The organism is Enterococcus sp. 125944 (genome assembly GCF_051909435.1).
GTDB classification, from domain to species: domain Bacteria; phylum Bacillota; class Bacilli; order Lactobacillales; family Enterococcaceae; genus Enterococcus_D; species Enterococcus_D gallinarum.
Genome location: NZ_JBQASY010000020.1, coordinates 1 through 18,807 on the forward strand (window position 1 = coordinate 1; position 18,807 = coordinate 18,807).

Here is an 18,807-nt window from a genome sequence, read left to right on the forward strand (position 1 = left end):
ATTGTATGTAGGAGACACATGGCTAGCCGAAGACAATTTTGTTTCTGCTACAGATAAAGATGGAAAATCATTGTCAATCGCTGAAGTAACTGTTAGCGGCGATGTTGATACATCAAAAGTAGGTAGTTATCAAGTGACCTATACCAATGGAACAGCTAAGGCAGTGGCAACGATTACCGTCGTGTCTGATCAAGCAACCGTGGTAGCCAAAGATAGTACGCTCTACGTAGGAGACACATGGCAGGCAGAAGATAACTTTGTCTCTGCGACGGATAAAGAGGGAAAAACGTTGTCAGTAGCTGAATTGGATATAACAGGGGATGTCGATACTACGACACCTGGCAAATATGAAATCAGCTACCGCAATGGTAAAGTTGAAGCAATAGCTACGATCACAGTTTTAGCAGATCAAACAAGCGTAGTTGTTAAGGACTCAGTAGTGTATGTAGGCGATCAATGGGAGGCTAAGAACAATTTTGTTTCAGCAACTGATCGTGAGGGCAATACCTTATCAATTGAACGACTTCTTATTGAAGGATCTGTTGATACCAGCAAGGTCGGTACTTATCAGGTGAACTATTCTGTTGTTTCAGATGAGAAAGTAGCAAATCCAGCGCTGTTTGAGCGCATATTTGGGACAACCAAACAATTGGCTGTTACGGCAACGGCTACGATTCAAGTGATCGAAAAACAACCAGCAACGGACGATGGAAAAAAATCTAACGACAACGATCAAACTAAACCAGTTGATCCAAAGTCAAATGTTGGAAGTAAGCTGATCAAAGCAACTGCTAAAGATCGTCAACAGCGAGTTTTGCCAAAAACTGGTTCGAGTGACAATCAAGTTTATCCATTAGTGGGGATTGCATTCATTGGGCTTGTTGTTACCTTCTTCTTTAGAAGAAAGAAAAAAGCGAACGAATAAGCTTATAAAATTGGCTCAATAGCCAAGCAAGAAAGCAGCGAGTATTCGTTGCTTTTTTGTTGGTCCTTAGTAAGTTAGTCCTAGCAGCTGGCAAAAAAAGAGCTGACTATTCTTTTAACGTACCTGGTTGACTAGTTCGTGACTGCATGTCGTTTATTTAAAGGACTGCAATGAAAAATGGAACGAACAAATCAATGATGATTCGTTCGTTCCGTGGATTGTGTGGTCTATTTTAGTTGTTCTTCGGAAACATTCTCTAGGTAATCATCAACAGCCTTCAGAGTATCATCTAACGCACCTTTTTCAAAGGGCGAACGTAAGTGAGCTGTTTCGAGAATTTCAAGAAATGTTTGTGTGCCGCCGACTTGACAAATGGCCAAATAATCTTGCCAAGCAGTAGGATCTTGGGCTACGATCGAACGATACCAAAATTGAAAGGCACAAACTTGAGCTAACGTATAGTCGATATAATAAAAGGGTGACTCAAAAATATGTCCTTGTCTAAACCAGTAAAGCCCGCGATCCAAATCAGGAAATTCACTGTAGTCACGTTCTGGACAATAGCGGCGTTCCAGGTCTCTCCAACAAGTTTTGCGTTGCTCTGGAGTCCAATCAGGATTTTCGTAGACTTCTTGTTGGAAGTGATCAACTAACACGCCGTAAGGTAGAAATTGTAGACTGCTAGCCAGATGAGCGAACTTGTACTTTGCAGTTTCCTCTTCAAAAAAAGCATCCATCCAAGGCCAAGCGATAAATTCCATTGACATGGAATGAATCTCACAAGACTCGAAATTTGGAAAAAGAATTTCTGGCTCTTTGATCCAACGAGACTGAAACGCTTGAAATGCATGACCAGCTTCATGAGTCAAGACATCTACATCAGCAGCAGTCCCGTTGAAATTCGCAAAAATAAAAGGAGATTGATATTCCTGGATAAAGGTACAGTAACCCCCAGATTGCTTGCCTTTTTTGCTTAAAAGATCCAAGAGCTCATGATCAACCATGAAGTCAAAGAATTCACCTGTTTCTTGAGACAGTTCATGATACATGGTACGGGCTTTCTCCACTAATTCGTTTGCGGTGCCTTTCGGTGTTGCATTTCCGTTCGGATAGACCAATGGCAAATCCGCAAAAGTGGCTTTTGATAGCTGATTACGTTTTGCTTGGCGGGCATACAGCTTTTGAGTGATTGGGACAACTTTTTCTAAAATTTCCTTTCGATAGGTTTCGATCATTTTGCGATCATAATCCCAGCGGTTCATTTGGACATCTGCAAAAGCAACATAATTTTCGAAGCCTAATTTATGGGCGATTTCTGTACGCACTTTGATCAATTCATCATAAATTGTGTCGAATGTCGTTTCATTTTCAGCAAAAAATGCTGTTTGAATGTTTATTGCTTCCAAACGAATTTCACGATTTTTGTGTTCAGTAAAAGGGCGTAGTTGTGCAAGGGTATAGCTGTCTCCTTGGAACTCCAGCTGGGCGGAAGCAATCAATTTGCCGTAATCAGAAGTCAGTTGATTCTCTTTTTGGAATAATTCGATCAGTGATTCATCAAATAACTTCACGCGACTTTCAGCAAATAAAAAGAACGTTTCTGGATAGATAGTTTTTAATTCTTCCACTAGCGGTGAAGCGAGTAGACAACGGTAGAAACGAAAATCCAGTGATTCAAAATGAGGCTGGTACTCATTCCAAAATGTATCTTCTGCTTCATAATACGGATCCGTCGTATCAATTGAGTGTCGAATTGAAGCCAAGTTGACTGCCGTGTCGATCGTTCCCCGCAAATAATTCAATTCATCGATGGCTGCTTTCGCAGATTCAAGGTTGGCTGCTTCCTCAAGGTTGTGTAACGCTTCCAAATAATTGTGTTTGTAAGAATCAAAATCTGGTCGTACGTAAGTATAGTCTGAAAATTTCAATTAAATCCCTCCTCTTTAAAAATAATAGCATAAAATAAAAAGAAATAGGTAGTTCCAATAACACGTGTAGTAAGTTTTAAGATAGAATGATAAAATAGAGAGGAACAGTTTGCGAAAAAGAAGCAGCTGAAGAATCAATGGAGATGAAGAGAGGGACTATTATGACAGAAACCGTCAAGGTCAATGAGTTGGCTGAGGCTTTGAACTTAGAGATCGTCCAAGGGGATGAAACAAGTTTGGAACGGACAATCATCACCGGGGATATTTCGCGACCGGGGTTGGAATTGACCGGCTATTTCAATTATTATTCCCATGATCGATTACAACTATTTGGAAGTAAAGAAATTACTTTTGCTGAACGAATGATGCCGGAAGAGCGGTTGATGGTCTTGCGTAAAATGTGTTCAGAAGATACACCTGGATTCATTGTTTCTAGAGGATTGGCTATCCCAGAGGAAATGATCCAAGCTTGTGCAGAGCACAATATCGCAATTTTGCGTTCGCCTATTTCAACTTCACGATTGCTAGGTGAACTTTCGAGCTATTTAGATGGACGATTAGCAGCTCGAACAAGCGTACATGGAGTTTTGGTAGATGTTTATGGATTAGGTGTCTTGATTCAAGGAGATAGTGGCATCGGGAAAAGCGAGACGGCATTAGAGTTGATCAAGCGTGGACACCGGCTGATTGCTGATGATCGAGTAGATGTTTATAAGCAAGATGAACTGACACTGGTGGGAGAACCGCCCAAAATCCTCCAACATCTAATTGAAATTCGCGGAATCGGAATTATCGACGTCATGAACTTATTTGGTGCCAGTGCAGTCAGAGGCTATATGCAAGTGCAGTTGGCAGTTTACCTTGAAGCGTGGGCTAAAGATAAAAAATATGATCGCTTAGGTACGGATGATACAACTGTTCAGATTGGTGAAGTAGATATCCCGCAAATCAAGATTCCAGTAAAAACCGGACGAAATGTCGCCATCATTATTGAAGTTGCAGCCATGAATTTCCGGGCAAAAACAATGGGTTATGATGCGACACAAACGTTTGAGAATCGATTGACACAGTTGATCGAAGAAAATTCTGGAAATTAGAGAGGAACAGTTTATATGTTAGCTTTAGTAAATCGTGTTGCTTTTGAGTTGTTCGGTCTGCCAATCTATTGGTATGCGATCATTATTGTCTCCGGTGTCATCATTGCGATGTGGTTGAGTACGAGAGAAGCAGTCCGTGTGGGATTGAAGGCCGATGATGTAACGGACTTTATGTTGATTGGCTTGCCAGTTTCAATTATCGGGGGCAGACTGTATTACGTCCTATTTGATTTAGAACCTTATTTGAAAGATCCAATTCAAATTTTCAATACTCGTTCTGGGGGATTGGCAATCTATGGGGCTTTGATCGCTGGAGGAATATGGCTGTATTTCTTTTGCCGACGCAATTTTATTTCACCAGTGACCTTTTTGGATATTGCAGCACCTAGCGTGTTGTTGGCACAAGGAATTGGACGTTGGGGGAATTTCATGAATCATGAAGCTCACGGCGCAGAAGTCAGCCGTTCCTTTCTAGAAAGTCTCCATCTACCTAATTTTATTATTGATAATATGAATATCGATGGAGCTTATCGACAACCAACATTCTTATACGAATCTGTCTGGAATGTTTTAGGTTTTATTGTTTTGGTCTTACTCCGTAAGAAAAAAGGACTTTTAAAAGAAGGCGAAGTCTTCCTAGGGTATCTGATCTGGTACGGTTTTGGACGCTTCTTCATTGAAGGAATGAGAACGGATAGTTTGTACTTGTTTGGACCGATCCGAGTATCGCAAGTCTTATCAGCTGTGTTATTCTTTGGTGCAATCATCGTCTTGATCTGGCGCCGTAAAAAAACAAAAGTAAAAGATTACAACCGTTCCTATGGAGAAAATGAATATGTAATCTAGCAGTTATTTTTCAGCAACTATGGTAAAATGATTGAGTGAAGTTTTATTGTAAATGAACAGAGGAGGTTTCCATCGTGAAACAAAAAATAGCCGTATTAGGCCCTGGCTCTTGGGGGACTGCGCTTGCGCAAGTGTTATCCGAGAATGGTCATGAAGTGAAAATTTGGGGCAACAATCCAGCTCAAATCGATGAAATCAATACGTACCATACGAATCGTCATTATCTGCCGGATTTGAAGCTACCAGAAAATATTTTAGGTGTTAAGGCTCTTGAAGAAGCGATCATTGATGCAGATGCCATTCTTTTCGTTGTACCGACGAAAGCAATTCGGGCGGTCGCTAAAGAGTTTGCCGAAAAGGCAACCAATCGTCCCGTGATCATCCATGCATCGAAAGGATTAGAGCAAGGAAGTCACAAGAGAATATCTGAAATTTTGGCAGAAGAGATTCCTACAGAGAAACGACAAGATATTGTTGTGTTATCTGGACCTTCTCATGCAGAAGAGGTGGCTGTCCATGATATTACTACCATTACTGCAGCGAGTGAAAATGAAGAATCAGCAAAATATGTGCAGGAATTGTTCATGAATGACTATTTCCGTATTTATACGAACAATGATGTAATCGGGGTTGAGACTGGTGCAGCATTAAAAAATATCATCGCAATCGGTGCGGGAGCAATTGCTGGTTTAGGCTTTGGAGACGACGCAAAAGCGGCGATCATGACCCGCGGGTTAGCTGAAATCAGCCGACTAGGAGTAGCTATGGGAGCCAATCCATTGACCTTTATCGGTTTGAGTGGTGTCGGTGATTTGATTGTGACTTGTACGAGTGTTCATTCACGAAATTGGCGTGCGGGAAACTTACTTGGTAAAGGACACAGTTTGGATGAAGTATTAGAAAACATGGGAATGATCGTTGAAGGTGTAGCGACGACAAAAGCAGCGCGAGAACTGGCAGCAGCTTTAGGTGTTGAAATGCCGATCACCGAAACCATTTATTCTGTTCTTTATGAAGGAAAAGCAATCGAACAAGCAGCCAAAGAAATCATGCTGAGAGATGGCAAAGAAGAGAACGAGTTTACGCTTGAAAAGTAACGATAAGGAGAGAGACAAATGAATGTAAAAAAAGCAGTTATTCCAGCAGCAGGATTAGGGACCCGTTTTTTACCGGCAACAAAAGCAATGGCTAAGGAAATGTTGCCGATCGTTGATAAACCAACGATCCAATTTATTGTTGAAGAAGCTTTACAATCAGGTATCGAAGATATTTTGATCGTTACCGGAAAAGCAAAACGCCCAATTGAAGACCATTTCGATGCAAACTTAGAACTAGAAATGAATCTGCAAGAAAAAGGCAAAACTGAATTATTGAAATTGGTCGAAGAAACCACAGATGTTAATCTTCACTTCATTCGTCAATCACATCCTAAAGGGTTAGGGCATGCTGTCCTACAAGCAAGAGCCTTTGTAGGAAATGAGCCCTTCGTGGTAATGCTTGGCGACGACTTGATGGAAGATGAAGTCCCATTAACGAAGCAATTGATCGATGATTACGAAACAACGCATGCTTCAACGATTGCTGTGATGGATGTTCCGCATGAAGACACATCAAAATATGGGATTATTGATCCTGGCATGCAAGTTGATAAAGGATTATACAACGTGAAGAACTTTGTGGAGAAACCTGCTCCAGACAAAGCGCCTAGTGATTTGGCAATTATTGGCCGCTATTTGTTGACCCCAGAAATTTTTGATATCTTAGCTAATCAAAAACCAGGTGCCGGCAATGAGATTCAGTTGACTGATGCTATTGATACGTTGAATAAAACACAACGCGTATTTGCTCGCCAATTTACTGGTAAACGGTATGATGTTGGTGATAAATTTGGTTTCTTGAAGACAAGCATTGAATATGGCTTGAAACACCCAGAAGTCAAAGACAGCCTAAAAGAATACTTGATTGAATTGAGTAAAGAATTAACACCAACTGAAAAAACAGCAACCCAGCCAAAACCAACAAAAGAGAACAAGTAAGAAGAACGCTTGCCGAACAACTGACGATCAATCAAAGTTGTTCGGCATTTTTTTGGTTTTGTATGAAAGCGGATAGATTTTAGTAAAAAAAACAAAATTCGCTAGTCTTTTATTTGTAGAACGCCGTTTGAAATGCTATTCTTAATATAAGTAAAAGGGGAAGGAGACATTTTATGACAGGAGGAGAGATTGCAGCATTGATCGCTGCGATTGCATTCGTCGTACTTGTCGTTTTTGTTGTACGATTATTGATGCAAGTAAGCAAAACGATGACCAAAGTGGACAAAACAGTGGAAGAAGCCAATACCACGATTCGAGTCATCACCCAAGACGTAGATATCCTTTCAAAAGAAGTGGAGGGATTGTTGGTTAAGACCAATGAATTGCTGCAGGATGTAAATGGCAAAGTTGCGACCATTGATCCGCTCTTTACTGCAGTAGCAGATTTAAGTACCAGCGTCTCTGAATTGAATAGTTCAGGAAAGAACTTGGTCTCGCGAGTTGGCAGTTTAGGTCGAACAACGGCTAAAGCAACTGTTGCTGGTAAAGTAGGTCAAACAGCAATGAAGTTTTTCAAAGACCGTAACAAAAAACAATAAGAGGAGGAATTTCAATGAGTAAAAAAGGTGGATTTCTATTAGGTGCAGTAATTGGTGGGACAGCAGCAGCGGTAGCAGCCCTGTTATTAGCACCCGAGTCAGGTAAAAACTTGCGAAACAAACTAGCCAAACAAGCCGATGATTTATTGGATAAAGCTTCTGATTATGGTGATATGGCTAAAGATAAAAGTACCGATTTAGTGGAGATCGCTAAAGATAAAGCAGCTAAACTTGGCGAACAAGCTTCAGGTTTTACTGATTCATTGACTGCAAAAGTAGATGACTTAAAAGATAATGCAGCTAGTTCTTCTAGCGATACAGTTGAAGAATTAAAAAAACAGGCAGGAGATTTATCTGAGCGCTTCAAAAAATCTGCTGACGAAGTCAAAAATTCTGCTAGTGATCTTCATGAAGACGTCCAAGAAACAGCAGAAGACATTTTTATTGATGCAAAATCTTCCGCTGCAGACATGAAGGAAACGGTAAAAGAAGGGGCAGAAGAGGCTAAACCAATCGTAGATGATGCTGCAAAAGAAACAAAATCAGCAGCAAACGAATTGAAACATGAAGCAAATAAAAAAGCGGCTGATGTAAAAGCAACAACAAAATCAGAAGCCAAAGATGCGAAAGAAGATTTTGAAGAAGTCAAAGAAGAATTAAAAGATAAAATGGAAAAAAATAATCCAGAAGCATAATCTTTCTCTTTTGAAAGTTAAAGGAGCTGCTTTTAATCGGTAGCAAAAAAACATCCAAACGAAGATAAAATGCCGAGCCGTGACAACACGGTTCCTGCGATCAAACAGATCACAGACGCATTTATTTCTAGTTTGGATGTGTTTTTTTTAGCGAAGGCGCACATAGTTAAGCATTTTTGATCTCTTGATCACATAGTGAGTAGATCCAATCAGATAGTTGGGAGAATTGAAAGCCGTTTGCTTCAGCTAGTGCTACATTTATCGAATATTCAGGCGTGCCATTGTATTTTCCGGCTTCTCCGGTAGGTGATAAAAGTGGGTCAATGCCAGTTTCTTTTGAGACATAAGCTAAAATTTCTGCCAGTGAGAGGGTACCTTTAGCAGCAGCGTTGACGGGGCCTGTAAAGGAACTGGTTCCTAAAAATGCTAAAAATTTTCCTGCTTCTTTAGAATCGATAAAACTCATTTGATGGGAAAGATTGTCAATAAACATGGCTTTTTTTTGACAAACGGATTGAATATAGAAAGAGAATCGTTTGGTATAGTCATCAATTCCCACCACATAAGGAAAGCGGACAAATGCCGAATTTTGTGAGTATTTTTGGCTTAAAATCTCCTCGACACTGCGTTTTCCTTCTGCATAGTTCACTTGTTCTGAGGTCACAAGACGATAAGCATGTGCTGTTGGATCAAAATCTTTCTCGACCAGATTGTCATGGAAAGTTGGATAAACAGACATAGAGCTTGTGACAATATAGCGTTCGGTAGTGACATGACGCATCAAAATATCAATATCATTGGAGGTATAGGCGATATTATCGTAAATCACATCATAAGTTTCTTTTGTCAAAACAGATCGGATACTGTCTTCATCTTCTCTGTCAAAAATCAATCGAGTTACCTTTGGACCAAATGAGTCTGGTGTTTTTCCACGAGTAGCAATCGTTACGTTCGCATCCTGTGTAAGCAGTTCATTGACGAGATGTTTGCCAAAAAAGCGTGTCCCACCTAAAACCAATACATTTTGCGTCATAATCCATCTCCTTTTTTAATTCAATACTAGTAGCTCTTTTGCAGTTTTTGTAAACGGCACACAACCAGTTTCAGTAACATAGATACAATCTTCGATACGAACACCGACTTGTTCAGGAATGTAAATCCCAGGTTCGATGGAGAAACACATGCCTTCTTCAATCACCAAATCATTCCCGGTAATCAATGATGGAAATTCATGAACCGTTGTGCCGATTCCGTGACCCAATCGATGATTGAAGTATTCACCGTATCCATGACTTTCGATGACCCCACGAGCAATTTCATCCAGTTGACCCGCAGTAATGCCTGGTTTAACAGCTGCTTGGGCAGTCAGTTCCGCTTCAAGGACGATATCATAGATATTTCGTTGCAATTCAGTCGGCTCGTGATAGGCAATGGTACGCGTTGCGTCGCTGCAATAGCCATTCCAGATCACACCTAGGTCGAAGAGAATTAGTTCATTTGGTTTGATTTGTTGTTTACCTGGAACCCCATGAGGGCTTGCAGCATTGGCACCTGCTAAGACCGTCGTATCAAAGGACATGTGGGAAACGCCGCGTTTTTTGAGTTGATATTCAATCTCTGCAACGATCTCCATTTCAGAAATACCTTCTTTGACAGCAGAAAAACCAATCTCAAAAGCGACGTCTGCCCAATTACCTGCTTCAAGCAATGTGTCGATTTCCGCTGCTGTTTTGGTTAATTGCATTTTCTGGATCACAGGAGTGATATCAAGTGAAAAATCAGTTCCTGGAAGGAAACCATTCAATGCTTCGAAACGTTCAACAGTCAAATCATTCTTTTCTAGTGCTAATCGTTTGAGGTGATAACGAGATTCTAGCTCTGAACAGATTTTTTTCCAAGGATCTTCACTATCTAAATAACCAATCACATCGTAGGGCCAGCCACTATTTTTAGCTTCTTCAACTTCTAAAGCTGGTGTAAATAGGAAAGGGTCATTATCAGGTGAGAGAAAGAGTGCTAATACGCGTTCATGAGGTTCACTCTTGAAACCTGAAAAATAGGCAATCGTTGAAGGATTTGAGATATAAGCGACCTCAGCTTGATTGCTGGCTAACCACGTTGTCATTTCTTGTATTTTTTCTTTATTCATGAAAAAACCTTCTTTCAAGTATTCTTTCTCCATTTTAGCACGCTTTACTGGAGAATGCTTGTCCGTAAATATGTAAAATTGACTAAGTTTTCATGAAAGCGGAATTAAAACGGTTGCATATTCGCAAAAAGTTTGCTATTCTATCAAAGAAATGTAAATAAGATTTTCTGAAAACAGAATAAAGGGAGATATATCATGGAAAAACAAACAATTACGATTTATGATGTTGCTCGTGAGGCAAATGTTTCGATGGCGACGGTTTCTCGTGTCGTGAACGGCAATCCAAATGTTAAGCCAGCGACACGTAAGAAGGTTCTGGAAGTCATTGACCGCTTAGATTATCGTCCAAATGCTGTTGCACGAGGATTGGCTAGCAAAAAAACAACTACAGTCGGTGTAATCATTCCCGATGTCAGCAATATGTTCTTTTCTTCATTGGCTCGTGGGATCGATGACGTAGCAACGATGTACAAATACAACATTATCTTGGCGAATTCCGATGGCGATAGTATGAAGGAAGTAAACGTACTGAACAATCTTTTGGCAAAACAAGTAGACGGTGTGATTTTCATGGGTCATCGGATCACTGATGAAATCCGTGGCGAATTTTCGCGTTCAAAAACACCAGTGGTACTTGCTGGCTCAATCGATCCCGATGAACAAGTGGGGAGCGTGAACATTGATTATACAGCAGCTACGAAAGATGCAGTAAGTTTACTAGCCAAAAACAATCAAAAGATCGCTTTTGTCAGCGGTGCATTGATTGATCCAATCAACGGTCAAAACCGGTTGAAAGGGTATAAAGAAGCGTTAAAAGAAAACAACTTAGACTATTCAGAAGGCTTGATTTTTGAAGCGCCTTATAGCTTTAAAGAAGGCTTGGCATTAGTTGAACGAATCATGAACAGTGGAGCGACAGCGGCATATGTAACAGACGATGAACTTGCTATCGGTGTTCTAGACGGTTTGATTGACCGAGGTGTCAAAGTACCTGAAGAATTTGAAATCATTACAAGCAACAATTCTTTATTGGCAGAAGCTGCCCGTCCACGTTTATCTAGCGTGACACAGCCTTTATATGACATGGGTGCTGTAGCGATGCGTTTACTAACGAAAATGATGAACAAAGAAGAAGTAGAACAAAAAACAATTGTTTTACCATATGGTATCTCTGAAAAGAGTTCAACGAAATAAGTGAGAAAAAAGAAGAAACCGTTCTTAGGAGCGGTTTTTTTATTTACATATAGATATAAAAAAGAACAGGAGCAACGATGTGCTTCCCGTTCTTCAGGTAAAACAGATTTTGGCAAATGACTGTGATGACGTAATCAGTCATCCTCTTTCTGCTCGTTTTTCCTTTCTTCCGTTTTTTCTGCTTCTTTTTGATTATTGTTATTGTTCGTGGCGTTTTCTTCTTTATTGGTACTTCAAGAGCCATTGTTCGTGGCTGTATTGGTAGAAGTAGATGTTGTTGTTCGGCTAGGGGCGATTTTCTTCCAATAATCTGCATAATTGGCATTCGATCCGCCAATCCCAAATTCAAAGGATGCTTCTTTGGGACCGCCTTTTGTCCAATACGAAGTGACTGTGTCGCTTGGATTGGTTCTTCTTGTGTTATCTACTGTGACCGTGCCGCCTGGAAGTGTTCCTGTAGCCTTAGACACTTTGACCTTTTTGACATCATCGGATAACTCGAATTTTTTATCTACTCCAAAGACCTTCTGGTCGGATTGATAAATGCGATTGATCAAATAAGCCATGTATTGAGCGGTACGTGTTCCGGCACTACTATCGGTGGCTTTGTTGTCATCACGACCGGACCAGCTACTGATGGTAATGGAAGGAGTTGAGACTACGAGCCAAGAATCGGACCAATTGTTTGTCGAACCTGTTTTACCGACCCAATCGGCATTTCCAAGGTTCCAATCCAGACCGCTAACAACGGATTTAAAGTTAGACGTCTTTTGTTCGTCAATTACACTGCGCATCATGTCATTCATGATTGATGCTGTTGCTTCAGAGAAGACTTGAACTGGTTTTTGTTCATGCTGATACAAGACTTCGCCTTCGTTGTTCTTGATCGATTCAATCACATAACCTTCCTGGTAAACGCCTTTGTTTGCTAACGTTTGGAATCCATTGGTCTGAGTTAAAACAGTTACATTGGTGACCCCTAAAGGAGCAGACTCATAAGCCCAACTATTGTCTTCAGGATAGTTCATCTTGCTCAAATAATTCTTATAAGAGAAGAATGGGTCACCTTCTTGCTCCCAAATGTCTTGAAAAATGTTTGTCGCAGCGATATTACTAGAGACTTCTAATGATTCTCGAATCGACATAAAGGTATTGGTTCCCTTATTTGTCGCGTTAACGATTGGTTCATCCGCATTTTCACCAGTGCGCCATTTAGCTGCGTAATCAGAGACCATTGATTCAGAACCCATCAAGCCTTCATCGATGGCAGGACCGTAAACGAGCATTGGCTTAATACTTGATCCAGCTTGTCTTTGGGCATCGAACGCATGATTGAATTGATTTTGCTGATAATCGCGACCACCAATGAACCCAAGCACACGGCCTGTTGCATTATCCATCATGACATTCCCAACTTCAATGGGCGCATCGCCCCAGTTATCCAGCATATAGCCATATTTGGACACAGCGTCTTGCATGGCATTATAGATGTTTTTATCAATGGTAGAGGTAACTGTGTAACCACCATTGACTAATTTTTGTTGTGCTAATTCTAAATATTTCTGATAGGTTTCTTCTTTACTGTATTCTTCTGCGCTAACTTTATCTTCGTCCGCCAATTGTTTAGCGATGATATCTTTGGCTTCATTGAGAACCGTATAATAGAGGAAACTCTGATCGGTCTGCTCAATGGCTTCTTGTTTTTTGAAGTCTTGTTTCAAATCATAAGCCATTGCTTCGTCGTATTCTTTTTTTGAGATGTCATGATTACGATACATACTAAAGAGGACGAAGTCTTTTCGATCTAAACCGGCACTGAGATTTTCTTTGATTTCACCAGTATTCGTGTACGGACTATAGACGATCGGGCTTTGTGGCAATCCAGCAATAAAAGCAGCTTGGGGCAGTGTAAGATCGGCAGCATTGACGCCAAATATTCCTTGGGCCGCTTCTTGCACGCCGGCAATATTTTGCCCTTTATTATTTCTACCAAATGGTGAAATATTTAAGTACATTGTGACTATCTCATCTTTAGAGAAAAACTTTTCGACTTCCATCGCCAAGAGAATCTCATTGGCTTTGCGTTTAAAAGTAGTTTCGCTTGAGAGAATTTGCTGTTTGACTAATTGCTGAGTTAATGTCGATCCACCGCCACCACCAAAGCCAGTTGCTTCAGAGAGGAGGGCACGGACGACCGCTTTAGGAACGACGCCATTATGCTGATTGAAATATTCGTCTTCTGTTGCAATGATCGCTTTTTTGAGATAATCAGAAATTTTATCTGAAGAAACCGATGTCCTCATCAGATCTGATCGAATCGTGGCGATTTTACTACCATCCGCATAAGCTAGCTGTGAAGTCTCTGTGATGTCAGTTAATTCTTGCTGCAGTTCTTCTTTTGACGGGGCAGCGGTATCTTCTACTAAAAATGCAAAATAGCCAACACCGATACCTAGTGCGAGTGAACCGCCCAGAATCAAAAAGGAAATTGCGACTAAAAAGAGCGAATGGAGCACGCGCAAGCTGATATTGAAATAAAACCAGCTCTTTTTCGTACTTGGAGATTTTGGTTGTTTTTTCTTATTTTGGGGCAAAAATGGTCACCTCAATGATATTAGAATAGATTCCGTTGTATTATAGCAAAAATCAACGCACTTGGATAGTTTTGCTCGTTATCACAATCAAATTATAACAAATACGGGATTGATCCAAAATGGGATTAAGGCTTTTCTTTAGGCGGATTTTCAGTTAATATGAACAGTGAGTAATGATTTAGGAGGAAAAAAAATGAGTTCAGACTTTTTTGAAGAATTAAAAGGTCGTGGTCTGGTTCATCAGACTACTGACGAAAGTGCATTGATCAAACAATTAAACGAAGAGTCTGTGAAACTATATATTGGGTTTGATCCAACCGCTGATAGTTTGCACATTGGCCATCTTTTACCGATCTTGATGCTGCGCCGTTTCCAACAACGAGGACATGTTCCTATTGCATTAGTAGGCGGAGGAACAGGGATGATTGGGGATCCATCTTTCAAGGACCAAGAACGGCAATTAAATACATTAGATACCGTCAAGGAATGGTCTCAAAGTATCAAAAATCAATTGTCTCGTTTTATTGACTTTGAGGATCAAACGAATCCAGCAATTTTAGCCAATAATTATGACTGGTTAGGCGAATTAAAATTGATCGATTTCCTACGTGATGTGGGGAAGAACTTTACCATCAACTACATGATGAGCAAAGAAAGCGTAAAACGCCGCATTGAAACGGGAATTTCTTATACCGAATTTGCTTACCAATTGCTGCAAGCCTATGACTTCCTAAATCTTTATGATGAACATGGCTGTCTATTGCAACTTGGAGGCAGTGACCAGTGGGGAAATATCACGTCAGGAATTGAACTGCTACGTCGCGAACGAGAAGTCCAAGGGTTTGGTTTGACGATGCCTTTGATTACTAAGGCAGATGGTACCAAGTTTGGTAAAACTGAGGGGAATGCAGTTTGGCTAGATGCCGACAAAACAACACCTTACGAATTTTATCAGTTTTGGATCAATACGGATGACCGTGACGCTGTGAAATTCTTGAAATACTTCACTTTCTTATCCCTTGAAGAAATTGCAGCAATTGAAAAAGAATTCTTAGCTGCACCAGAAACACGAGTTGCCCAAAAAGCGTTGGCCAAAGAAGTGACCACATTAGTTCATGGTGCAAAAGCATATGAGCAAGCTGTTCATATTTCTGAAAGCTTGTTCAATGGGGATATCAAAGGACTGTCTGCTGACGAAATTGCACAAGGATTCAAAGGGGTCCCAACCTATCAAGTCTCGAATGATGATGAGTTAAACATTGTAGAATTGTTGACTACTTCGAAAATCGAAGCATCGAAACGACAAGCCCGGGAAGATATCCAAAACGGGGCAATCTATGTGAATGGCGAACGCCAACAAGACTTAAATTACGTGATCAACGAAGAAGACCGTATCGGCGGCAAATATGTTGTTATTCGCCGTGGGAAGAAAAAATATTTCTTGTTGACATTTTAGCCAGTTGCTAGAGAGTGAAATGAGTAAAAAGCGAACCGCTGAGTGGGTTCGCTTTTTTTCAAATCAATAGAGGAGGAAACAGATCGTTTATGGGACAATTATTTTTGAATGCCGCTGGTCTCTTTGCAATGATCTTTTTGGGGTATTTTCTTAAACAGCTAAAGGTCCTATCAAAAGCGGATGGATCTATTCTGTCTCGGGTGATCCTCAATGTCACTCTGCCAGCAGCAATCATTCTTAATCTTGCCGATATGCAGATCCAAATGGACGCACTGGCATTAATTTTAATTGCGGTAATCATCACGTTCGTGCAGATTATGACTGCCTTTTTCCTAACCAAAAAAGAGAATGATGTGTTACGTCAGTTTTCGATGTATTGTGGCTCCGGATTCAATATCGGAAATTTCGCGATTCCTTTTGCACAAAGTTTTTATCCATTAGGAATCCCCTTGATTTCATTGTTTGATATGGGTAACAGTATTATGTTGGCAGGAGGCACCACCATTTTGATTGAGTATCTAATCGGGAAACGGACAGTTTTTGAGCCAGGAAAAATCATTCTTAATTTATTACGATCGCCAACCTTTACTTGCTATTTATTCATGTTGCTGATTCGCAGCTTTGGGCTCTCATTACCGCAAGGGGTGATCCAGCTAGTCCAACCTATCGGTAATGCCAATACCTTTCTATCGATGTTCATGATTGGTTTGTTTTTAGATTTTCGTTTACCGAAACATGCTGCTGCAACGGTAGGAAAGATTTTGAGTTTGCGTTATGGAATCGGTTTGCTATTATTTCTCTGCTTTTTCTTTTTACCTCTTCCCGCTTTTTTGAAGCCCGTGTTGTGTTTACTGGTATTTGCTCCAATTCCTTTATTCGGTGTGATCAATTCTGTATTGGCAGGTATGGAGGAAGAGGCAGTCGGCTATGTGTCTTCTATCAGTTTCTTGATTAGTTTGCCTCTCATGACACTCGTACTGATTTTATTTGGATTGGCTTAATATAGTGGATAAAATCAAAGAAAACGGCAAGCAAAAAACTAGCATGAATGAATGTTTTTTCGCATAATAGACAAGACTTATTTTTAGGAGGAAGACAATCAATGTTAATTGGATCACATGTTTCCATGAGTGGAAAAAAAATGTTGCTGGGAGCGGCAGAGGAAGCAGCAAGCTACCAAGCAACTACCTTTATGATTTATACGGGGGCTCCACAAAATACCCGTCGTAAGAAAATTGAAGAGATGAATATTGCTGCTGGACAAGATTTCATGACGAAAGCAGGCATTTCGAATATTGTTGTCCACGCACCTTATATCATTAATTTGGGAAATACCATCAAACCAGAAAATTTTGGCTTTGCGGTGTCGTTTTTACAAGCGGAGATTCAACGAGCACAGGCATTGGGCGCAACGCAAATCACATTGCATCCAGGAGCTCACGTTGGTGCAGGGCCAGAAGCAGGTATCAAGCAAATCATCAAAGGATTGAACGAAGTCTTGGAAAAAGGGCAAACGGCTCAGATTGCTTTAGAAACGATGGCTGGTAAAGGAACGGAAATCGGACGCAGTTTTGAAGAAATTGCTGCAATTATTGATGGTGTTACGCTGAATGAGAAGCTTTCGGTGACGTTTGATACTTGCCACACCAATGATGCTGGATATAACGTCAAAGAAGATTTTGATGGTGTCTTAAATGAGTTTGATAAGGTCATTGGACTGGATCGTTTAAAAGTAATCCATGTCAATGATTCCAAAAATCCCCAAGGCAGCCATAAAGATCGGCATGCGAATATTGGTTTTGGAACGATTGGTTTTGAAGCATTGAATAAAATCGTCCATCATGAACAATTGAAACAACTCCCTAAAATTTTAGAAACTCCTTATGTTGGAGAAGACAAAAAGAATAAAAAAGCTCCTTATGGTTTTGAAATCGCCATGCTGCAGCAACAAACGTTTGATCCAGACTTGTTGACTAAGATCATGGAGCAATGAACCACATTATCCTATGGCGTAAAAACAGTCTAACCTAGTCTGGAACTGTTTCGATTATTGAAGAAAGAATGGGTTTAGCAGGAGGAATAGATGGAGTTTGATGAATTGATTACTTTCGCCCAAGCGAAGATTGCACCAAGAAAACTGTCTCCCTGGGCAGAATCCGGCGGTGTTGCAGCAGCCATCCTTACCAGAGAAGGGAACGTTTTTACTGGAGTGTGCATTGACACTAGTTGTTCTATGGGTTTTTGTGCAGAACATGCAGCTGCAGCAGCTATGATCACTGCGGGAGAACATCACATTGCAAAAGTTGTGGCTGTGGACTGGCAGGGGCATCCGATCTCACCTTGTGGTCGTTGCCGCGAGTTTCTCAGTCAGCTGTCTGAAGACAATCTTTCTGCGCAAGTCTTGACGAAGGCGGGCAGTCTGCCGCTTGCTCAGCTTTTACCACTTGATTGGAAAGACGGTCTTGTTTAACAGTAATAAAAAAATCTCAGGAATAAAGCTGTCCCATAACTGCTAGTTCGCATTGTTGGTTCGCTTATCATTCCTGAGATTTTTAATTTTTTATTAGAATTTTTTTGCTGCTTCTGCCACTTTTTCTAGGCCGGCTGCAATGATTTCTTCTGTTTTTGAAGGGTCTGCATTGTGACCTTCAATGATTACTTCATCGCTGATCGTCATGCCAAACATACCACCAAATACTTTTTCCATAAATGTAACAGCACTTTCCATGCCGCTCATTTCACCTGAGTAAACACCGCCACGGGCATTTAACAAGACAACTTCTTTGTCTTTCAATAATTGGTTCATAGATCCATCTTCATTGTAGGAGAAAGTGAAACCGGCTTGGAAAATATAATCGATAAATGTGTGCAATGCCGCAGGAATCGTCAAGTTCCACATAGGAAATGCAAAGACAATCGTATCTGCTGCTGCAAATTTATTCATGACGTCTTGACGGACGGTCATCAATTCTTGTTCTTCTTGGTTTAAATCTTGTTCTTGTGCTAATTTTCCGAATGCTTCGAACAATGTTTGTCCGATATAAGGCATTGGTTGTGCGTAAACATCAAAAGTAACTACATCTACTGCTGTTCGATCTAGATTTTCTACAAAAGTATCGAACATTTTTGCAGATACTCCGTCAGGACGGTTATTTGCTTTTACAACTAAAACATTTTTCATCAATTTTCCACCTTTTAGATATATTTAACATGTCACGAGAAATAGTATACTATAAAATCATTTTGCTTACAATAAATAAGTAGACAATCTTTTTCTGATTTTTTTAA

Annotated in this window: 16 protein-coding genes and 1 pseudogene; 12 read left to right on the forward strand and 5 right to left on the reverse strand. The window is 40.4% G+C overall.

All coding sequences use genetic code 11. The features are described 5' to 3' along the window. On the forward strand, positions 1 to 925 hold a 925-nt coding region (locus ACTFWY_RS14720; protein ID WP_439939957.1), incomplete at its 5' end, for a bacterial Ig-like domain-containing protein. A 227-nt stretch (positions 926 to 1,152) separates the two neighbouring features. Here ACTFWY_RS14720 and ACTFWY_RS14725 read toward each other — a convergent pair. Next, complete coding sequence (locus tag ACTFWY_RS14725) at positions 1,153 to 2,853, reverse strand: M3 family oligoendopeptidase (RefSeq protein ID WP_103299684.1); 1,701 nt, start codon at positions 2,851 to 2,853, stop codon at positions 1,153 to 1,155. A 161-nt stretch (positions 2,854 to 3,014) separates the two neighbouring features. Between ACTFWY_RS14725 and hprK the strand changes: the two genes are divergently transcribed. The 6 genes from hprK (at position 3,015) to ACTFWY_RS14755 (ending at position 8,126) form a co-directional block, all read left to right on the forward strand. Further along, the gene (hprK, locus tag ACTFWY_RS14730; RefSeq protein ID WP_003126230.1) at positions 3,015 to 3,950 is read left to right on the forward strand and encodes an HPr(Ser) kinase/phosphatase; all 936 of its coding nucleotides are present in this window, start codon (positions 3,015 to 3,017) and stop codon (positions 3,948 to 3,950) included. A 15-nt stretch (positions 3,951 to 3,965) separates the two neighbouring features. Further along, positions 3,966 to 4,796 (forward strand): prolipoprotein diacylglyceryl transferase, encoded by an 831-nt coding sequence (lgt, locus tag ACTFWY_RS14735; protein ID WP_103299686.1) that lies wholly within the window; start codon positions 3,966 to 3,968, stop codon positions 4,794 to 4,796. A 74-nt stretch (positions 4,797 to 4,870) separates the two neighbouring features. Continuing rightward, positions 4,871 to 5,893: an NAD(P)H-dependent glycerol-3-phosphate dehydrogenase gene (locus tag ACTFWY_RS14740; protein WP_113849577.1), complete on the forward strand. Its 1,023-nt coding sequence runs from the start codon at positions 4,871 to 4,873 to the stop codon at positions 5,891 to 5,893. Between the two features lie 18 nt (positions 5,894 to 5,911). Then, positions 5,912 to 6,832 carry a UTP--glucose-1-phosphate uridylyltransferase GalU gene (gene galU / locus ACTFWY_RS14745; RefSeq protein ID WP_003126234.1) on the forward strand — a complete coding sequence of 307 codons (921 nt, stop codon included), beginning with the start codon at positions 5,912 to 5,914 and terminating at the stop codon, positions 6,830 to 6,832. Positions 6,833 to 7,005: 173 nt separating this feature from the next. Beyond that, the gene (locus ACTFWY_RS14750) at positions 7,006 to 7,431 is read left to right on the forward strand and encodes a DUF948 domain-containing protein (RefSeq protein WP_113849578.1); all 426 of its coding nucleotides are present in this window, start codon (positions 7,006 to 7,008) and stop codon (positions 7,429 to 7,431) included. A gap of 14 nt (positions 7,432 to 7,445) precedes the next feature. Beyond that, the gene (locus tag ACTFWY_RS14755; RefSeq protein ID WP_003126236.1) at positions 7,446 to 8,126 is read left to right on the forward strand and encodes a YtxH domain-containing protein; all 681 of its coding nucleotides are present in this window, start codon (positions 7,446 to 7,448) and stop codon (positions 8,124 to 8,126) included. A gap of 166 nt (positions 8,127 to 8,292) precedes the next feature. On the opposite strand, the gene ACTFWY_RS14760 is transcribed toward ACTFWY_RS14755, so the two are convergent. Then, complete coding sequence (locus ACTFWY_RS14760) at positions 8,293 to 9,159, reverse strand: NAD-dependent epimerase/dehydratase family protein (RefSeq protein WP_219644998.1); 867 nt, start codon at positions 9,157 to 9,159, stop codon at positions 8,293 to 8,295. 15 nt (positions 9,160 to 9,174) lie between these two features. Further along, positions 9,175 to 10,275 carry an aminopeptidase P family protein gene (locus tag ACTFWY_RS14765; RefSeq protein ID WP_156247409.1) on the reverse strand — a complete coding sequence of 367 codons (1,101 nt, stop codon included), beginning with the start codon at positions 10,273 to 10,275 and terminating at the stop codon, positions 9,175 to 9,177. 195 nt (positions 10,276 to 10,470) lie between these two features. Between ACTFWY_RS14765 and ccpA the strand changes: the two genes are divergently transcribed. Next, positions 10,471 to 11,469 carry a catabolite control protein A gene (ccpA, locus tag ACTFWY_RS14770; protein ID WP_060815299.1) on the forward strand — a complete coding sequence of 333 codons (999 nt, stop codon included), beginning with the start codon at positions 10,471 to 10,473 and terminating at the stop codon, positions 11,467 to 11,469. A 236-nt stretch (positions 11,470 to 11,705) separates the two neighbouring features. Here ccpA and ACTFWY_RS14775 read toward each other — a convergent pair. Further along, a pseudogene (locus ACTFWY_RS14775) lies at positions 11,706 to 14,063 on the reverse strand (transglycosylase domain-containing protein); the annotation flags it as partial. A 193-nt stretch (positions 14,064 to 14,256) separates the two neighbouring features. Here ACTFWY_RS14775 and tyrS point away from each other — a divergent pair. The 4 genes from tyrS (at position 14,257) to ACTFWY_RS14795 (ending at position 17,989) form a co-directional block, all read left to right on the forward strand. After that, positions 14,257 to 15,519 (forward strand): tyrosine--tRNA ligase, encoded by a 1,263-nt coding sequence (tyrS, locus tag ACTFWY_RS14780; protein ID WP_081131618.1) that lies wholly within the window; start codon positions 14,257 to 14,259, stop codon positions 15,517 to 15,519. Positions 15,520 to 15,608: 89 nt separating this feature from the next. Next, positions 15,609 to 16,520, forward strand: a complete 912-nt coding sequence (locus ACTFWY_RS14785; RefSeq protein WP_219645000.1) for an AEC family transporter — start codon at positions 15,609 to 15,611, stop codon at positions 16,518 to 16,520. A gap of 101 nt (positions 16,521 to 16,621) precedes the next feature. Continuing rightward, on the forward strand, positions 16,622 to 17,512 hold the full coding sequence (locus tag ACTFWY_RS14790) for a deoxyribonuclease IV (RefSeq protein ID WP_060815302.1): 891 nt from the start codon (positions 16,622 to 16,624) through the stop codon (positions 17,510 to 17,512). A gap of 90 nt (positions 17,513 to 17,602) precedes the next feature. After that, positions 17,603 to 17,989 (forward strand): cytidine deaminase family protein, encoded by a 387-nt coding sequence (locus ACTFWY_RS14795; RefSeq protein ID WP_029486697.1) that lies wholly within the window; start codon positions 17,603 to 17,605, stop codon positions 17,987 to 17,989. A gap of 93 nt (positions 17,990 to 18,082) precedes the next feature. On the opposite strand, the gene ACTFWY_RS14800 is transcribed toward ACTFWY_RS14795, so the two are convergent. After that, positions 18,083 to 18,700: an FMN-dependent NADH-azoreductase gene (locus tag ACTFWY_RS14800; protein WP_005471177.1), complete on the reverse strand. Its 618-nt coding sequence runs from the start codon at positions 18,698 to 18,700 to the stop codon at positions 18,083 to 18,085. Between the last annotated feature and the right edge of the window lie 107 nt (positions 18,701 to 18,807).

Coding starts and splice junctions, on each gene's coding strand:
- hprK (WP_003126230.1), top strand. CDS start 3,015: ATGACAGAAACCGTCAAGGTCAATGAGTTGGCTGAGGCTTTGAACTTA.
- lgt (WP_103299686.1), top strand. CDS start 3,966: ATGTTAGCTTTAGTAAATCGTGTTGCTTTTGAGTTGTTCGGTCTGCCA.
- galU (WP_003126234.1), top strand. CDS start 5,912: ATGAATGTAAAAAAAGCAGTTATTCCAGCAGCAGGATTAGGGACCCGT.
- ACTFWY_RS14750 (WP_113849578.1), top strand. CDS start 7,006: ATGACAGGAGGAGAGATTGCAGCATTGATCGCTGCGATTGCATTCGTC.
- ACTFWY_RS14755 (WP_003126236.1), top strand. CDS start 7,446: ATGAGTAAAAAAGGTGGATTTCTATTAGGTGCAGTAATTGGTGGGACA.
- ACTFWY_RS14760 (WP_219644998.1), bottom strand. CDS start 9,159: ATGACGCAAAATGTATTGGTTTTAGGTGGGACACGCTTTTTTGGCAAA.
- ACTFWY_RS14765 (WP_156247409.1), bottom strand. CDS start 10,275: ATGAATAAAGAAAAAATACAAGAAATGACAACGTGGTTAGCCAGCAAT.
- ccpA (WP_060815299.1), top strand. CDS start 10,471: ATGGAAAAACAAACAATTACGATTTATGATGTTGCTCGTGAGGCAAAT.
- tyrS (WP_081131618.1), top strand. CDS start 14,257: ATGAGTTCAGACTTTTTTGAAGAATTAAAAGGTCGTGGTCTGGTTCAT.
- ACTFWY_RS14785 (WP_219645000.1), top strand. CDS start 15,609: ATGGGACAATTATTTTTGAATGCCGCTGGTCTCTTTGCAATGATCTTT.
- ACTFWY_RS14790 (WP_060815302.1), top strand. CDS start 16,622: ATGTTAATTGGATCACATGTTTCCATGAGTGGAAAAAAAATGTTGCTG.
- ACTFWY_RS14795 (WP_029486697.1), top strand. CDS start 17,603: ATGGAGTTTGATGAATTGATTACTTTCGCCCAAGCGAAGATTGCACCA.
- ACTFWY_RS14800 (WP_005471177.1), bottom strand. CDS start 18,700: ATGAAAAATGTTTTAGTTGTAAAAGCAAATAACCGTCCTGACGGAGTA.